Origin of the sequence: Paracandidimonas lactea (assembly GCF_021653995.1) — a bacterium.
Taxonomy (GTDB): Bacteria; Pseudomonadota; Gammaproteobacteria; order Burkholderiales; family Burkholderiaceae_B; genus Allopusillimonas; species Allopusillimonas lactea.
In genome coordinates, this window is the sequence record NZ_JAJJOZ010000001.1 from 591881 (window position 1) to 608332 (window position 16452).

16 protein-coding genes are annotated in these 16452 nt (G+C 63.3%); 3 read left to right on the forward strand and 13 right to left on the reverse strand.

Going from position 1 to position 16452, the window contains the following annotated elements; genetic code table 11:
* Window positions 1-10: 10 nt before the first annotated feature.
* Window positions 11-1432, forward strand: a complete 1422-nt coding sequence (gene argH / locus LOL23_RS02775; protein WP_160976717.1) for an argininosuccinate lyase — start codon at window positions 11-13, stop codon at window positions 1430-1432.
* 251 nt (window positions 1433-1683) lie between these two features.
* Here the strand turns inward: argH and rlmD are convergent, their stop codons facing one another.
* The 6 genes from rlmD to surE all read right to left on the reverse strand — a co-directional run bounded on the left by rlmD (window position 1684) and on the right by surE (window position 7189).
* Window positions 1684-2997: a 23S rRNA (uracil(1939)-C(5))-methyltransferase RlmD gene (gene rlmD / locus LOL23_RS02780; RefSeq protein ID WP_237173121.1), complete on the reverse strand. Its 1314-nt coding sequence runs from the start codon at window positions 2995-2997 to the stop codon at window positions 1684-1686.
* A gap of 110 nt (window positions 2998-3107) precedes the next feature.
* Window positions 3108-3758 (reverse strand): hypothetical protein, encoded by a 651-nt coding sequence (locus LOL23_RS02785; protein WP_237173122.1) that lies wholly within the window; start codon window positions 3756-3758, stop codon window positions 3108-3110.
* 123 nt (window positions 3759-3881) lie between these two features.
* Window positions 3882-4673, reverse strand: a complete 792-nt coding sequence (locus tag LOL23_RS02790) for a 3'-5' exonuclease (protein WP_160976723.1) — start codon at window positions 4671-4673, stop codon at window positions 3882-3884.
* Window positions 4670-5482 carry a peptidoglycan DD-metalloendopeptidase family protein gene (locus LOL23_RS02795; protein WP_237173123.1) on the reverse strand — a complete coding sequence of 271 codons (813 nt, stop codon included), beginning with the start codon at window positions 5480-5482 and terminating at the stop codon, window positions 4670-4672. The genes LOL23_RS02790 and LOL23_RS02795 overlap by 4 nt, the downstream gene beginning before the upstream one ends.
* Window positions 5483-5495: 13 nt before the next feature.
* Complete coding sequence (locus LOL23_RS02800) at window positions 5496-6446, reverse strand: protein-L-isoaspartate(D-aspartate) O-methyltransferase (RefSeq protein ID WP_237173124.1); 951 nt, start codon at window positions 6444-6446, stop codon at window positions 5496-5498.
* Complete coding sequence (gene surE, locus LOL23_RS02805; protein WP_237173125.1) at window positions 6431-7189, reverse strand: 5'/3'-nucleotidase SurE; 759 nt, start codon at window positions 7187-7189, stop codon at window positions 6431-6433. The genes LOL23_RS02800 and surE overlap by 16 nt, the downstream gene beginning before the upstream one ends.
* A 106-nt stretch (window positions 7190-7295) precedes the next feature.
* Here surE and plsY point away from each other — a divergent pair, with 106 nt between their 5' ends.
* The gene (gene plsY / locus LOL23_RS02810) at window positions 7296-7976 is read left to right on the forward strand and encodes a glycerol-3-phosphate 1-O-acyltransferase PlsY (RefSeq protein ID WP_160976727.1); all 681 of its coding nucleotides are present in this window, start codon (window positions 7296-7298) and stop codon (window positions 7974-7976) included.
* A gap of 32 nt (window positions 7977-8008) precedes the next feature.
* Here plsY and tsaD read toward each other — a convergent pair whose 3' ends face one another.
* Window positions 8009-9064 (reverse strand): tRNA (adenosine(37)-N6)-threonylcarbamoyltransferase complex transferase subunit TsaD, encoded by a 1056-nt coding sequence (gene tsaD / locus LOL23_RS02815; RefSeq protein ID WP_160976729.1) that lies wholly within the window; start codon window positions 9062-9064, stop codon window positions 8009-8011.
* A gap of 217 nt (window positions 9065-9281) precedes the next feature.
* On the opposite strand from tsaD, the gene trxA reads away from it, so the two are divergent.
* Window positions 9282-9668: a thioredoxin gene (gene trxA / locus LOL23_RS02820; RefSeq protein ID WP_160976731.1), complete on the forward strand. Its 387-nt coding sequence runs from the start codon at window positions 9282-9284 to the stop codon at window positions 9666-9668.
* 121 nt (window positions 9669-9789) lie between these two features.
* On the opposite strand, the gene LOL23_RS02825 is transcribed toward trxA, so the two are convergent.
* From LOL23_RS02825 to LOL23_RS02850, 6 genes are all read right to left on the reverse strand, one after another.
* Window positions 9790-10401: an IMPACT family protein gene (locus LOL23_RS02825; RefSeq protein ID WP_160976733.1), complete on the reverse strand. Its 612-nt coding sequence runs from the start codon at window positions 10399-10401 to the stop codon at window positions 9790-9792.
* 14 nt (window positions 10402-10415) lie between these two features.
* On the reverse strand, window positions 10416-12017 hold the full coding sequence (locus LOL23_RS02830; RefSeq protein WP_160976735.1) for an ABC-F family ATPase: 1602 nt from the start codon (window positions 12015-12017) through the stop codon (window positions 10416-10418).
* Between the two features lie 302 nt (window positions 12018-12319).
* On the reverse strand, window positions 12320-13435 hold the full coding sequence (locus tag LOL23_RS02835; RefSeq protein ID WP_160976737.1) for an LD-carboxypeptidase: 1116 nt from the start codon (window positions 13433-13435) through the stop codon (window positions 12320-12322).
* 55 nt (window positions 13436-13490) lie between these two features.
* Window positions 13491-13940, reverse strand: coding sequence for a tRNA adenosine(34) deaminase TadA (gene tadA / locus LOL23_RS02840; protein WP_237173193.1), 450 nt, complete (start codon window positions 13938-13940; stop codon window positions 13491-13493).
* 34 nt (window positions 13941-13974) lie between these two features.
* Complete coding sequence (locus LOL23_RS02845) at window positions 13975-14826, reverse strand: HAD family hydrolase (protein ID WP_160976739.1); 852 nt, start codon at window positions 14824-14826, stop codon at window positions 13975-13977.
* A gap of 65 nt (window positions 14827-14891) precedes the next feature.
* Window positions 14892-16433 (reverse strand): NAD(P)H-hydrate dehydratase, encoded by a 1542-nt coding sequence (locus LOL23_RS02850; protein WP_160976741.1) that lies wholly within the window; start codon window positions 16431-16433, stop codon window positions 14892-14894.
* Between the last annotated feature and the right edge of the window lie 19 nt (window positions 16434-16452).

Below are 16452 nucleotides of genomic sequence, written 5' to 3' on the forward strand. Positions count from 1 at the left end.
TTGCCCCACTATGGCACAAAACACTTCTTCCGACCTGCAGAATCAGTTTGCAAACAAGGCGCAGGCCTGGTCCGCCCGCTTTTCCGAGCCGGTGTCCGATCTGGTCAAGCGCTACACCGCGTCTGTCGATTTCGACAAGCGGCTGGCCGTTTTCGACATCCAGGGTTCGCTGGCTCATGCCGACATGCTGGCTGCCGTGGGCGTCATCAGCACCGACGACAAGGCTGCCATCGAACAGGGCATGGCCACCATCCTGGCCGAAATCCAGGCCGGCGGTTTTGAATGGTCGCTCGATCTGGAAGACGTACACCTGAACATCGAAAAGCGTCTGGTCGAGCTCATCGGCGATGCCGGCAAGCGCCTGCACACCGGCCGATCGCGCAACGACCAGGTGGCTACCGATATCCGCCTGTGGCTGCGCAACGAAATCGACATCGCGCTCGACCTGCTGCGCCAGTTGCGCCTGCGCTTGGCCGAACTGGCAAGCCATCACGCGGCCACTATCATGCCAGGCTTTACACACCTTCAGGTGGCACAACCCGTCACCTTCGGGCACCATCTGTTGGCCTACGCTGAAATGTTTGGCCGCGATGCCGAGCGGCTGGCCGATTGCCGCCGCCGCGTCAATCGCCTGCCACTGGGTGCCGCCGCCCTGGCCGGCACCACGTTCCCCATCGACCGCGAACGCGTGGCCAAGACGCTGGGCTTCGACGCCGTCTGCCGCAACTCTCTTGACGCCGTGTCCGACCGCGACTTCGCCATCGAGTTCTGCGCAGCCGCGGCGCTCATCATGACGCATATCTCGCGCCTGTCCGAAGAGCTGGTGCTCTGGATGAGCCCGCGCGTGGGGTTCATCGACCTGGCCGACCGCTTCTGCACCGGCAGTTCTATCATGCCGCAAAAAAAGAACCCTGATGTGCCCGAACTGGCGCGCGGCAAGACAGGCCGCGTCAACGGCCACCTTATTGCACTGCTGACACTGATGAAAGGCCAGCCGCTGGCCTACAACAAAGACAACCAGGAAGACAAAGAGGGCTTATTCGACGCCGCTGACACGGTCCGCGACACGCTCACCATCTTTGCGGACATGGTGGGCGGCATCAAGGTCAAACCGGAGGCCATGCGCAGCGCCGCGCTGCAAGGCTATGCCACGGCCACAGATCTGGCCGATTACCTGGTCAAGAAAGGCGTGCCCTTCCGCGATGCCCACGAAACCGTGGCCCACGCCGTGCGCGCCTGCGAAGACAAGGGCTGCGACCTGGCCGACCTTTCCTTGCAGGAGCTCCAGCAGTTCCATGCCTCCATCGAGGCCGACGTGCATCAGGTGCTTACGCTTGAAGGGTCGGTGGCGGCCCGCAACCATATCGGCGGCACGGCGCCTGAACGCGTCAAGGCCGAGGCCGAGCGCCTCATCGCCGAAACGCGCGGCTAGTTTCAACCCGCCACGCTACCGACTGCTAACGCCGATATACCAACTGCCCCGCAGCGGCTGGACTTCAATCCAGTTACTGCGGGGCGAATCATTTATAAACGCGATTTCTTTGCCGCCGGCCCGCGCAAGGCCCGCAAGGGCCAAGCGTGCAGCCTCTGCGAAGCAGGAACCCACCGAAGCGACGCACAGCAGCCTTGCGCCGCTGTGAGCGCCGTAGGAATCCCCTTTCTTTAGGGAGGGGAGAATGCCAATCAGGCCTGGAATACAGCAATGGATTCGACGTGCCCGGTATGGGGAAACATATTGATGACGCCGGCGGCGGCCAGGTGATAGCCGCCCTCTCGCACCAGGATACCTGCGTCACGCGCCAGTGTGCCGGGGCTGCATGACACGTATACGATGCGTTGCGGCCGTTCGTGCGGCGCCAGCGCAACCAGCGCCCGGGATACCGCTTCGGCGCCGTCGCGCGGCGGGTCGATCAGCATACGGTCAAATACGCCCAGGCCGCGCAGCCATGCCTCGTCCACTTCAAACAGATTCAGGGTGGCAAATTGCGTCTTGCCCTCAAGGCCATGATGTTTCGCCGCCTCGAGCGCGCGATCGGTCAGCGCTTTGCTGCCCTCCACGCCTATGACGTGCGCCGCCCGCGTGGCCAGCGGCAGCGTAAAGTTGCCCAGGCCACAGAACAGGTCGGCGACACGGTCGCCTGGCTGCGGATCCAGCAGGCCGAGTGCGCGAGACACCAGCGCCTGATTGATCTGGTGATTGACCTGTGTAAAGTCGGTAGGCTTGAAGGGCATGCGCAAGCCAAACTCAGGCAAGGCATAAGCAAGGCGATCCGCGTCGGCCGCATCCAGCGGGTGGACGGTTTCGGGCCCCTTGGGCTGCAGCCACCAGCATACGCTGTGCTCGGCGGCAAACGCGCGCAGACGGGCGACATCGCCGGCGGACAAGGGTTCCATGTGGCGCAACAGCAGGACTGTGGTGCCGTCGCCTACCGCCACCTCGATTTGCGGAATGCGATCGGGTTGGTCAAGCTGGCCAACCAGCGCCCGTAGCGGGACGAGCAGCGCCGACACATGCGGCGGCAGCACCAGGCACCGCGCCATGTCGGCCACATAACTGCCTCGCCGCTCGCGAAACCCAACCAGCACGCCACCTTTCTTGCGCACCACCCGCACCGACAGGCGGGCGCGGTAGCGATAACCCCAGGCGGGGCCATGCATGGGTGGCAGCATGCGCTCGGCGCGCACTTTGCCAATATGCGCCAAGGCGTCTTCCAGCACACGCTGTTTCACGGCGACCTGTGCCGAAGGCTCCAGATGCTGCATGGCACAGCCCCCGCAGACGCCGAAATACGGACAGGGCGGCTCGACGCGCTGCGACGACGCGCGCACGATGCGCTCAACCCGAGCGGTATCGTATGAAGGCTTGCGCCGTGTGACGGTGACCTGCACACGCTCGCCGGGCAGCGCCCCTTCGACAAAAACAACCTTGCCCTCGCGACGCGCAATGCCACGCGCTTCGAGATCCAGGGATTCGATATCCAGTACTTCCAGAGTCATGTGTGGGGTGTCCTGATCAGGCAGGCGGGAATTTTAACTCCGATATGACGAGGCTGCCCGCCAGTATACGTACTGGCGGGCAGCCTTCCTCAGCCTGCCGCAAGAAACTATCAGGACGCGCTGGCCCCCGCCTTGGGCGCAGCTTGTGTGGCGCCCTGCTGCCCGGCTTCGGCGGCGTGCTTCTGGTGCCGCTCGGCGGCCCGTTGAGCAAACTTCTCCGTGCGATCGGCCAATTGCTTGGCGATTTTTTCGTGCTGCGTGGCATCCAGTGCGTCCCAGACAGCAAGCCACTTTTTATCCTGCTCGGCCCGCTCGGCCTGCGCTTTTTCGTGCATGTCGCGCTGCTGTGCCAGCGCGGACTTGGGATCAAGTTTTCCCGATTTCAGTTGCTCGGCGCGTGCCTTGTGTACATCGCTCATGGCGTCGCGGTGTGCCGTGCGCGCTGCCTCGCCGGCACTCTTGGCATCCGCGATCAGCGCCTTCTGCTTGTCGGTGAGATTGAGCGTTTCCACGAACGATGACTTCAGCGGGCCATAGCCCGGCACCCACAAGCCGACATCACGCATTTGGCGATGATGCTTGCCGTGCATGCCGCGGCCGTCACGCATGCCATGATGGCCGGAGTGCGGCGCCACAACCTGTTGCTCGCTACCCGGCGTGGCCGTGGTTGCAGGGGCAGCCAGCGTCTGGCCGGCCCCGAGGGCCAGTGCGACTGCAGCGGCGGCGATTTTGGCGGTGAAGGAAAGCGATTTGGCTTGCATGTTGAGGTTCCTTGGTGTGTATTCGGGAGCCCTCAGTATGCCGCCACAGGCGTTTCTCGCTTGTTTCATGCACGCATGCAATTCTTTCAGCCTGTTGCGCGCTTGGGGTTCGCCCCTGCAAACCTAGGCCGCGCCGGTGTCTTCCCAGGCCGCCAGATACTCGCGCCAGTGCGACGCGTCACTGGCCCGCAGCGTGTCGCGCACCAGCGCAACCTCGGCCTCGTAGGCTTCACGGTGCAGTTCGCCACGCAGAAAGCAGAAACGACAGTACACCAGCCAGGTATTGACGACATCAGTTTCGCAATATGCACGAACTTCGTCTGCCCGCCCTTCCGACCACGCACGCCACACTTGGCTGCCGTCCATGCCGAGCTTGCCGGGAAACCCGCAGAGCTTGGCCAACTCGTCGAGCGGCGCATTGGCCCGCCCGTTGTATTTAGCCAGCACGTCCATCAGGTCGATGTGGCGGTTGTGATAGCGGCTGATGTAGTTGTTGAACTTGAAATCGCGATCGTCGTCGCCCATGTCCCAGTAGCGCGGCGCCTGCACCCCGTGGATGAGGCTGCGGTAGTGCAGCACCGGCAGGTCGAAGCCCGAGCCATTCCAGCTGACCAGACGCGGTGTGTAGCGTTCGATGGTCTTGAAGAAACCGGAAATGAGCACGGATTCGGGATCATCGGCATTGCCCAGCGTTTTGACGCGAAAGCCCTGGTCGTCGCGAAACACACAGCCCACCACCGCCACCTTCTGCAAGTGCAAGGGCAGGAAGTCTGTGCCATGCGACGCCATGCGGGCGGCCATGGCCGCCTCGATGACCTGCGCATCTGTCATGGATGCATCCCAGTCGGGATTTAGCCTGCGCAGGCCCTGAGCGTCGGGGATGGTTTCGAGATCGAAGACCAGGACAGGCGTCATCGTACCGGCAAATAAGCCATGGGGTTGGCGGGCGTACCGCGGCGCCGGATCTCGAAGTGCAGACGGGGCGAGCTTGTATCGGTTTGGCCCAAGGCAGCGATTTTGTCGCCCTTTTTGACCTGTTGGCCAGTTTTTACCAAGAGCTGGTCGTTATGGGCATAGGCCGTCACGAAACCATCTTTATGACCAAGCAGGATGAGGTTGCCCAATCCCCTGACCCCATTGCCGGCGTACATGACATTACCATCGGCCGCCGCATAGATGGGATCCCCGATCTTGCCGGCAATGTCTATGCCCTTGGTATTGCTGTTGAAGCCCTGGATGATGTCGCCCGACGCAGGCCAGCCCCAGCTTACCAAGGCTGCGTCGTCGGCGCGTGCGGTGGTGGTGGGCTCGGCGGTTTCGACCGGCGTGACGGGGATGGCTTGGGCTGGGCCGGCGCTCGAGGCGGGCGCGGGGCTGGGCGCCGGGGCGGAGCCATTCAGGCGTAGCACCTGGCCAACACGCAGCACATTGCTGTTGCCGATGTTGTTCAGACGGGCCAGTTCGCCGACATCCATGTTGTTGGCTTGAGCGATCTTGTACAGCGTGTCGCCCGGCCGCACGGTATACGTTGCCCCGCCCGTTGAAGGCGCGGCAGAGGACGACCCTGCGGACATATCGGCGATGGGCGCGCGCTTTGACGTGGGCGCGCAGCCGGCAAGCAGCGCGCTGCCCACAACGGCAACCAGCGCCAGCCTTCGAAAGCCCGACCGCATCGTATTTCTGGATGTCAGCGCCACTTGGGACGCCGCAGCCACTGCATACATAGAGTTCTCCTGGCTAATAGGATTGGAGGCCCGAGCGCAGCGGCACGAAACGCACCGGCTCGAGTTCGGTACGGCGCCAGGATGTGGCGCCTGTACGCTCGAGCAGGATCAGGCGTTGCGCCGTCGTGCCCTCGGGAGCAATCAATCGGCCCCCAATGGCGAGCTGCTCAAGCAGCGCCTGGGGGATTTTAATTCCGGCCGCGGCGACGATAATTGCGTCAAAAGGCGCCACACCGGGTAAACCTGCCATGCCATCGCCGAAGATCAACCGCACGCGCGACACAAGCTTCAGGGCTCGCATCCTGTCGCGCGCGGGATCATACAAACCGCGTATGCGCTCGATGGCATGCACTTCTTTGATGAACTGCGCCAGCACGGCAGCCTGATAGCCGCAGCCAGCGCCTACTTCCAGTACTTTAACCGGAACCCGATTTTCGCACACCGCCGCGATCATGCGCGCCACGACCCATGGCTGGGAAATCGTCTGGCCGTGGCCAATAGGCAGCGCGGCGTCCTCGTAGGCACGGCTGGCCAGCCCTTCGTCGACGAAAAGGTGGCGCGGCACGGCGCGCATCGCCTCGAGCACCCGTTCATCGGCAATACCGCCGCTGCGCAGGCGCTGCACCATATTGGCTCTCAGGCGGTCGGAATTCAGACCGAGGTTGGACAGCTGACGCCCGGTATCCGCCGGGCGAATCAGCGCCGGCGGCGGCGCGGAGGCTTGCGACGCCAGGCGATGAGGCGCCGAGGGCCGCCCTGCCGGTACCCCGCCCTGTGCGTTGGCGGCCCACGCTGGACGCGGGGGCGGCGCGGCGGCGTCGCCAGCGGCAGCCTTGTCGAGCGGAACGGCCTTGACGATGCGCGTATTGCTGTTGGATGCGGACACACCGCCGCCGAGGCTGGAGCGCCCGAAACGGTTATGCGTGCCGGCCCGGAAGGGCGAAGGGGCTAGGGGTTTGCGCATAGCGGCTTTGCCCAGGCCCGGACATCATCGAGTTGTTGATAATTCGTGAGATCGAAGCGCAGCGGCGTAATCGACACGGTGTTTTGCTCGATGGCGCCAAAGTCGGTGTCTTCGGCCGCGTCGGAGACGCTGCCCACAGGGCCGATCCAGTATACGGTGTCGCCATAGGGCGTGCTGGTCTTGACGACTGGCTCGGAGGGATGCCGCTTGCCTAGCCGCGTGACGCGCATATCGCCCATGGCATCGCCCGGCACCGCGGGAATATTGACGTTGAGCAGGAAATTGCCGGGCAGCGGGGATTCGGTATAGCGTTGCACGACGCGCCGCGCAACCGCGGCGGCCGCATCGAGGTGGTCCCAGCCCTTGCGTACCAATGAAAACGCAATGGAAGGGATGCCGAACAGATAGCCTTCTGTGGCGGCGGCGACGGTGCCCGAATAAAGCGTGTCTTCGCCCATGTTGGCGCCGTTGTTAATGCCAGAAACGACGAGATCGGGGCGGAAATCGAGTAGGCCTGTAAGGGCGATGTGGACGCAGTCGGAAGGCGTGCCGTTGACGTAGTGATAGCCATTACCAGCCTGGCGCACCCACAGCGGCCGATTCAGAGTGAGCGAGTTGGACGAACCGCTGCAGTTGGTTTCGGGCGCGACCACCGTCAGTTCGCCGAGCCCGTCGAGCGCGCGCACGAGTGCCTCGATACCGGGAGCGTTGTAGCCATCATCGTTGGATACCAGTATGCGCATTGCCTTTCACAGCCATCAACCGAACGTAGCGAATTGTACCTGTTGGTTTTGGTATTTTGTGCGGCACGGGTAGAATCGGGCCGCGGTCACTCTTCGAAAACATACCATGTCCATCGTCATCGCCATCGCTCTTGTGGTTGCCGCCTATCTGGCCGGCTCCGTCCCCTTTGCCGTCGTGGTCAGCCGCGCCATGGGGTTGGCAGACCCGCGCAGCTTTGGATCGCGCAACCCTGGGGCCACCAATGTGTTGCGTACAGGCAACAAAACCGCTGCGGCGTTAACCTTGCTCGGTGATGCCGCCAAAGGCTGGTTGGCGGTTTTTGTGGCACAAATCATTGCTGAGCAAACTGACCTGCCGGCCACCGTGGTGGCGTTGTGCGCAGTGGCAGTGTTTCTGGGGCACCTGTACCCCGTTTTCCTGGGCTTCAAGGGCGGCAAGGGTGTCGCCACGGCCTTGGGGGTGTTACTGGGCATCAGCCCCTGGCTGGCGCTGGCCACGGCGGGCACCTGGCTGATCATGGCTTACGTCACCCGCTATTCGTCACTCTCGGCCATTATTGCCGCCGTATTCGCGCCGCTGTACTACCTGTTCGGCGGTGGCGTCGCTTGGCGGTTCGAGCCCGCCTACGCTGTAGCCATCGTGGTGATCAGCGCCCTGCTGATCTACCGCCACAGCGCCAACATCAGTCGCCTGGTCCAGGGCAAGGAAAGCCGTATTGGTGGCAAAAAAGCAGAACAGGGTGGCAAGGGGCCCCACACCCCGGCACGCCACCGCCCGCGCAAGTAAGGCAAGCGGGCCCGCCTTGCGGCCGAAACACATTAAACAGCGGCCGGCACCCCGATACAAACGTCCTGCAGATCCCAGCGCGGGCGCACCGTAAAGGCATGGCCGGCTTCGGCCAGGTCGACCAACCCCGCGTTCACCCGGCAGGCGGCCGCATAAGCGATCATCGCGCCGTTGTCGGTACAAAGCGCCAGAGGCGGGAAGAATACCTCCCCACCGAGCTTGGCCATGGCGGCCGTGAGCCGCTCGCGGAGCATGCTGTTGGCGCCCACCCCACCCGCGACCACCAGACGCTTCATGCGCGAAAGCTTGACCGCCTTGAGCGCCTTGGCAGCCAGCACGTCCACAATGGCCGCCTGCGTCGCCGCCGCAAGGTCGGCACGCTGTTGGTCGGAGACCCCGCCGGGCTGGCTCTGCAACGCCTTCATACGGGTGAGAACCGCCGTCTTCAGGCCACTGAAGCTGAAATCGAGATCGCCGCTGTGCAGCATAGGCCGCGGCAAGTCGAACGCCTGTGCATTACCCTGCTCCGCCAGACGCGCCAGTTCGGGGCCGCCGGGATAACCCAGACCCATCAGCTTGGCGCTCTTGTCGAAGGCCTCGCCGGCCGCGTCATCGAGCGTTTCGCCCAGCAGCCGGTAGGCGCCCACCCCGTCAACCCGCATGATCTGGGTATGCCCGCCTGACACCAGCAGCGCCACGAATGGGAAGCGCGGGCTGGGTGTCGCCAGCATGGGAGAGAGCAAATGGCCTTCGAGGTGGTGAATAGGAATGGCGGGCAGGCCCCGCGCCCAAGCGAACGACTGCGCCACGCTAGCGCCCACTAGCAACGCACCCGCAAGCCCGGGCCCAGCCGTATAGGCAACCGCATCAATGTCATCCAGCGCAAGCCCCGCTTCGGCCATGACTTGGCGCGCCAGCGGCAGCACCCGGCGGATGTGGTCGCGCGAGGCGAGTTCGGGCACCACGCCACCATACTCGCGGTGCATGGCGATTTGCGTATGCAGCGCATGCGCGAGCAAGCCATTTTTGGTGTTGACGAGGGCCACGCCCGTTTCGTCGCACGAGCTTTCGAAACCAATGATATTCATGCCGCTAGTTTACAACCGCCCGGGCGGGAGGCTTAGAATGCAGACAACCCGATGCCGCCTAACTACACTGCTCTACTCCTTGCCGCCTCAACCGCGCAGCGCATGGCCCCGCAACGCCCCGGCAGATATGCGGGCTGATGTACACTGAAGGATCAAACAATCCAGAACAAGCGGCTTTCGGCAAACAGAAAGCCGCTTTTTTCTTGCAAGGATAATGATGAGTACCGTCAATTTCGATAAAGAAGGCTTCCAGCAAGCAGTTGAGAACGGCGATCCACTGATTGTTGACTTTTGGGCGCCGTGGTGCGGGCCCTGCCGCAGCTTCGCGCCGGTATTCGAGCAAGCATCCGAAAAGTACCCCGATTTCACCTTCGCCAAAGTCAATACCGAAGAACAACCCGAGCTGGCCGGCGCGCTCAATATCCGTTCTATTCCAACGCTGATGGTGTTCCGCGAGCAGGTGCTGCTGTTTTCGCAGCCCGGCGCACTGTCGGCCTCGCAGTTGGAGGAACTGATCACGCAGGTAAAAGGGCTGGACATGGCAGAAGTGCACGCCGAGATCGCCGCCCAGAAAGAAAGCGGCAAGCCCAACGGACAAGGCTAACGCCAGATACCCGTGGCCGGGTGGCACATCAGTGTGAGGCCGGCGATTTGGTCGCATTGAGCCGCTCGCGGCGAACAGCATCTAGGCGGCGGCACAGGGCGCAGGCCGGTTTCGCCAGCGATTACGCAGCGCCGCCGGTTTTGGTGTTGTCTGCCACGACCCAGCCGCCCTGCCCTCGGGTCAGGTCAGCGAAGCGTTCGGCCAGCTCGGGCGCCTTGTCGCGCGGCACCATCAGGCGCCAGCATACGCCCACGGCGTCGAAGTTTTCTTCGATAATACGGGCGTCGTGGCTGGCTAGGCGCGCACGCACCAGCGCCATGTCCGCAAAGCTGCACCGGCAGGCAATTTCAATTTCGTCCACAATAGGCAGCCGCGCAGCCCTTCGCAGGCATTCGGCCGCTACGCCGCCATAGGCGCGCACCAGCCCACCCGCCCCCAGCTTGATACCACCGAACCAGCGCACCACCAGCACTGCTACCTTATCGCACTGCTGGCCTTCGATGGCCTGCAGGATGGGTCGGCCCGCTGTGCCGCCTGGCTCGCCGTCATCGTTGAACCGATACTGCTGGCCGATGCGGTAGGCCCAACAATTGTGCGTGGCATCGACCACGCTGTGCGCCGCGATGAACTGCAGGGCCTCTTCTGGCGACTGCACCGGCGCGGCAATGGCGGCAAAACGGCTCTTGCGAATGTCTTCTTCGTACCGGGCCATGCCCGCCAGCGTATGCAGCATAACGGCCGCACCACTCAGCTTTCGATGCCCCGCGAAGCGAGATAGTCGTCGTAGTTGCCCTGGTAATCGATGATCTGGCCGTCGGGCAGGATCTCGATGATGCGTGTGGCCAGGCCCGACACGAACTGCCGGTCGTGCGAAACGAAAATCAGCGTGCCTTTGTACAGCTCAAGTGCAAACTGTAGCGATTCGATCGATTCCATGTCGAGGTGGTTTGTAGGCTCATCCAGCAACATCACGTTGTGCCGGCCCAGCATCAGGCGCCCGAAGGTCATGCGGTTTTTCTCGCCGCCTGACAGCACGCGCACCGCCTTGGAGATTTCGTCGCCCGAGAACAGCAGGCGGCCCAGAACCGAGCGAATGGACTGGTCATCATCGCCGGCCTGGCGGTAGTCGCCCAGCCAGTCGAACAGGTTTTTGTCGCTGTTGAACTGGTCGGATACGTCTTGCGCCATGTAGCCCAGGTCTGCGTTCTCGGCCCACTTCACCGTGCCCTCGTCGGGCGCAAGGTCGAGTGCCAGCATGCGCAGCAGCGTGGTCTTGCCAACGCCGTTGGCGCCGATGATGGCAACCTTCTGGCCCGCATCGATCATGGCCGAATAGGACTTGATGACAGGGTGATCGTAGTGCTTGGAAATATCTTCGACCGTGACAGCCAGGCGATGCAGTACTTTCTCTTGTTCGAAACGAATGTAGGGGTTTTGGCGTGAAGAAGGCTTGACCTCGACGGCGTCAGCCTTGATGCGGTCGATCTGCTTCATGCGCGACGTGGCCTGGCGTGCCTTGGATTTGTTGGCCGCGAAGCGCCGCACAAAGTCTTGTAGCTCGGCCACGCGCTCTTTGGCCTTGGCATTGGCGGCCTGCTGGCGTTCGCGCGCCTGGGTGGACGCCAGCATGTAGTCGTCGTAGTTGCCCGGATAGATGCGCAGCTCGCGGTAGTCCAGATCGGCCATGTGCGTGCAGACCTGGTTCAGAAAGTGGCGGTCGTGGCTGATGATGATCATCGTGCTCTGATAGCCGTTAAGCACGTCCTCAAGCCAGCGAATGGTGTTGATATCCAGGTTGTTGGTGGGTTCGTCCAGCAGCAGCACATCGGGGTTGGAAAACAGCGCCTGCGCCAACAGCACGCGCAGCTTCCAGCCGGGCGCGATCTCGCGCATCGGCAAGTTGTGCTGCTCGACCGGAATCTCCAGCCCCAGCAGCAACTCGCCCGCGCGCGCCTCAGCCGTGTAGCCGTCGTATTCGGCGAACTTGGCTTCGAGGTCGGCCGCACGCATGTAGTCTTCTTCGCTGGCGTCGGGATTGGCGTAGATGGCGTCGCGCTCGGACATCACCTGCCACATTTCAACGTGACCCATCATCACGACATCGAGCACGCGCACGTCTTCATAGGCAAACTGGTCTTGGCGCAGTTTGCCCAGGCGCACGCCGGGGTCGAGCGAAACGTTGCCCCCGGACGGCTCCAGATCGCCCCCGATGATCTTCATGAAGGTTGACTTGCCGGAACCGTTGGCGCCGATGAGGCCGTAGCGGTTGCCTTCACCGAATTTGACGCTGACGTTCTCGAACAGGGGTTTGGGGCCGAACTGGATGGTGAGATTAGCGGTGGAGATCACGTTATGGGGTACTTTGTATGAAAAAAGTCAGTAAACCGGTGAGTTTACCAAGCACACCGTGTTTATGCCGACCCCGACGCGGCGGGCGGGCTGCGGCGATGAAAGACAGGCCAAACGACCCGCGACCGCAACATTGTGCAGCATGCGTGCGCTGCAGGTGTGATGTGTGCGGCCTGGATGCGGGCTGAGTGCGGGCTGAGTGCGGGCTGAGTGCGGGCTGAGCGCGGGCTGGATGTGGCGCGCGGGCGATCAGTACTACATGGGCGCGACACCGCCGCGCCCTGCATCAGTGGATGCCGTGATCAGTGATGATGCTCGTCGATAACCAGGTGCGCCAGGCCGTGTTCGGTGGCGATGCCCACCTTGCGGCCCACCGGCAGCGTAGCTTTTACTTTCACATGCCCATATGGCAGGCCAGTGACCACCGGCACCTTCACATTGGCGCGCAGCCAAGCGACCACGGAGGGCATATCGTAGCCATTGTCGTGGGCGGCCAGGCGGTAATCAGTGAAGCGCCCGAGCACGATGGCCTTCTGGCGCGCCAGGATACCTGCATGCAGCAGTTGCGTGAGCATGCGCTCGACCCTGAACGGATGCTCACTGATGTCTTCGAGCACCAGAATGCCATTTCGGATGCGCGGCAGATAGGGCGTGCCGACCAGCGAAGCAACCATGGCCAGGTTGCCGCCCCACAGCACGCCGCGTGCATCGACCGGGTCGGCGTCGGGTGTTTCGAAGCCCAGCACCTCGAGTTCGCCACGCATGGCCTCGCCGAACAGATCGGCAGTGAGGTCATCCAAGCGCGGCCCGCCAAAGTCGTAAAGCGCCATCGGGCCGGTGAAACTCTCGGCGCCTGTCTGGGCCAGCAGCGCCAGGTTGAAGAGCGTGAAATCGCTGTGGCCAACAAAAACCTTGCCGCTGTCCGCCACCGCCTTCCAATCGATATGGTGCAGCAGGCGACTCAGGCCATAGCCGCCGCGCGTGGCCATGACCACCGGGTGCTTCTGCTTGAGGGCGCGTGTAATCGCCGCCAGGCGCTGCTTGTCGGTGCCCGCGAACCGTTCGTACACCGCGAGTGCGGTGCGGTCTATGGCGATGCGATAGCCCAGCTTTTCGAGCCTGGTGCGGGCCTTCTCCAGCGCCTTGGGCTCGGGCACGGCGCCGGAAGGCGAAATAAGATAGATGCCTGAAGGAGCGCGGTGGCGATGGACTTGGCTCGCCTGGCCGGGTGCATGGCTCGCGTGGCCGTGCTCATCGTCGGCATGTTCATGCGTTTGAGCGCCCTTGCCAGTCGCCTCGATACCATCCCCAGGTTCGCCGTCGCCATGATCGCGCGAATGCGCATCTGCATGCGCGTGCTCGAGCGCCTTGCGCGCGCGAGAGATTTTTGAGGGGCGTCGAGTTTGCGACGTAGCCATGGATGGACTCGCTTAAGGAGAGAGAAAATGGAACAGCCGTATAGTAATACAGGCCTTAGACTTCTTTGGCCGCGCGGCGGCGCGCCCGGAAGAAGTCGCGCAGCATATCGCTGCAGGCGTCGGCCAAGAGGCCGCCTTCAACGCGCGTATGGTGGTTCAGCCGATGCTCCTGGTGCAAGCTGAGCACGCCGCCGCAGGCGCCCGTCTTGGGGTCGGCAGCGCCAAATACGACGCGCGCCAGGCGGGCATGCAGCATGGCACCCATGCACATCACGCAGGGTTCGAGCGTGACGAACAAGCTGGCGCCTGGCAGGCGATAGTTGCCCAAGCGTGCGGCGGCGTCGCGCAAGGCAACGATTTCGGCATGCGCACTGGGGTCGTGATCGCAGATGGTGCGATTGTAGCCTTGGCCAATGACGCATCCGTCGGCATCCAGCACCACCGCGCCCACAGGCACTTCACCGGCCAGGCGGGCCAGGTCGGCCTGCGCCATGGCCAGCCGCATAGCCGCTGCGTCGGCATCGTCGAACACTGGCGTATCAACCACGATAGGTCCGGCTGTTCAGCGCCATACGGCCGGCCAAACTTTCGACAGCCTCTTCCAACCATTGATAGAGTTCGGCTTCGTCATCGTAACGGGCCTGGTTGAGGTTGGACACCCGCCCTTCCTGGATGAAGCCCCAGGCCCGGCTGCGCTTGTCGCGGTGCCGAGGGTCCCAGACACCAAAGGCAACGCCACCAGAGCGCCGGATCAAGGAAAAACACGGGATGTCGGTGTACCCGTCGCCCACGAAAATCATCTGCTCGAACGGCACGCGGAGTTTTTCAGCCGGCACCTTGCGGTTGACCTCGAAGGGTTTGTTGCGTGACTGGGCGCCGATGATGCCTTTTTGGATATGGAACAGATACCGCGTTTTGTCGGTAAAGCTGACAATGCGCCGCGGGAAATGAATGCCGCCTTCGTCGGGGGCATAGACGAATTCTGACGCCCAGATGTCTGTGAACTCGTGCGCGATACGGGTGCTGCGCACCACATCGCCGATGCCGCTGGAAATCAGGTAGAACTCGAGCTGTACATGGGGATGCCGCGCACGCACCATGGCGCGCAGGCGTTCAAACAGCGTATCCACACCACTGTGCAGCGGCAGGCGGCGCCCCCAGTCTTGCAGGCGCTCGCGGGTGATGGCGCCGTACTGCCCCCGCTGCGATAGCTCGATCATACGGTACAAGTAGGCGGGCACAGGATCCCAATCGTGCTGATTGAGCAGTGGGCCGACGTCTTCGGCCCAGAAATGCGCTGCGTCGACACCGATATCGGCCAGGAAGCCAGAGGTGCTGTCGGGGGCAAGCGTATCGTCGAAATCGAAAACCAGGGCAATGACGTCGGACATGGCAACGGGGAGCACGGGGCGGTAATGCAATACCCCGCAGTGCTGTTTAACTGAACACGTGCAGTTTAACCGGCCCGACGCCGCATGCGCCTGAGGACGCGTGGAATCAGCGCGGGAAGGTCTTCGGAAATAAGCCCAGGCCCGAACAGGCGAGCGGCCTCGCCATGTATCCACACCGCCGCTGCAGCCGCCAGATAGGGCGGCATGCCCTGCGCCAGCAAGCCCGCCACCATGCCGGCCAGGACGTCGCCCGTACCGCCTGTGGCCAGCTCGGCCGGCGCATTGGTGTTGATGGCCGCCCTGCCGTCGGGCGCCGCGATGACTGTATCGGCGCCCTTGAGCACGACCACCGCGCCGCTCTGGCGGGCCGCGGTGAGTGCGCGGCTGAGCTTGTCGCCCTGCGCATCGAAAATACGGTTGAATTCGCCCTCGTGCGGGGTGAGTACGCAAGGCCCGTTGATGGCACCGAATAGCGTATCGGGATCGGGCGCAAAGACACTGATGGCATCCGCATCCAGCACCACTGCGCGCTGGCCGGACAGAGCCTGCAGCGCATGCTTGCGGGTGAGGTCGGACACGCCTGCGCCAGGGCCGACCACCACGGTATTTATGCGGGCATCGGCCAGGATGTCTTCGAGCGTACCGCTTTCTTTCATGGGATGAACCATGATGCTAGTGAGCGACGCCGCATAGACTGCCCAACTGACCAGCGGCGCCGCAACGGTAACCAACCCCGCACCCATGCGCGCACAAGACTGCGCCGCCAGGCGGGCCGCCCCCGTCATGAGCCGCCCGCCGGCAATCAAGGCATGGCCACGCATGTACTTGTGCCCGACGGCTTGCGGCCAAGGATAGGCGGACAACCATAGAACTGGGTCGTTCTCGAAAACCGAAGGCTGGACCGCTTGGAGTACAGATGCCGGAATGCCGATGTCGACCACAGCAAGGTCGCCACACAGCCCTCGGCCGGGTTCGAGCACATGGCCGGTTTTTTTGCGAAAGAAGGTGACAGTAAGGGCAGCCTGTACGGCCATCCCGCGGACCACCCCGCTGGCACCATCAACGCCGCTGGGGATATCCACCGCGCACACCGGCAGGCCCCGCGCTTGCACCGCCTGCAGCACATCGGCTGCCGCACCCTCGATCGGCCTGGCGAGGCCTGCGCCAAATAGCGCATCGATAACCAGCTCCATGCCATCGAGCACAGACGGTTGCATGGTTTCGATCGGGCCCTCCCAGGCGTGGGCGTGCAAGGCGGCATCGCCGGAGAGATGTTCGCGTGTGCCAAGCAGTGCAAGCCGCACAGGCCAGCCCGCAGCATGCAAGTGACGCGCCGCAACAAAGCCGTCGCCGCCATTATTGCCTGGGCCGCAGAGCACCACGATCGGGCATCTGGGCCAGCGCCCTACTATCGCGTTGGCAACCGCCGCGCCGGCGGCCTCCATCAGTGCGGCGCCGCTGACGCCGGCATCAATGGCGCCTTGATCGGCCACCGCCATCTGGCGTGGCGTCAGCAGCGCTTGGCGCAAGATTTTGTGCGTATCCGCCCCCCCCGGGCCTGCCAGGCCGATGGATGGTGGATGAAAAAAAGTATCGTCTGCTGTCATGCTAGCGCTTGCCCCCGCG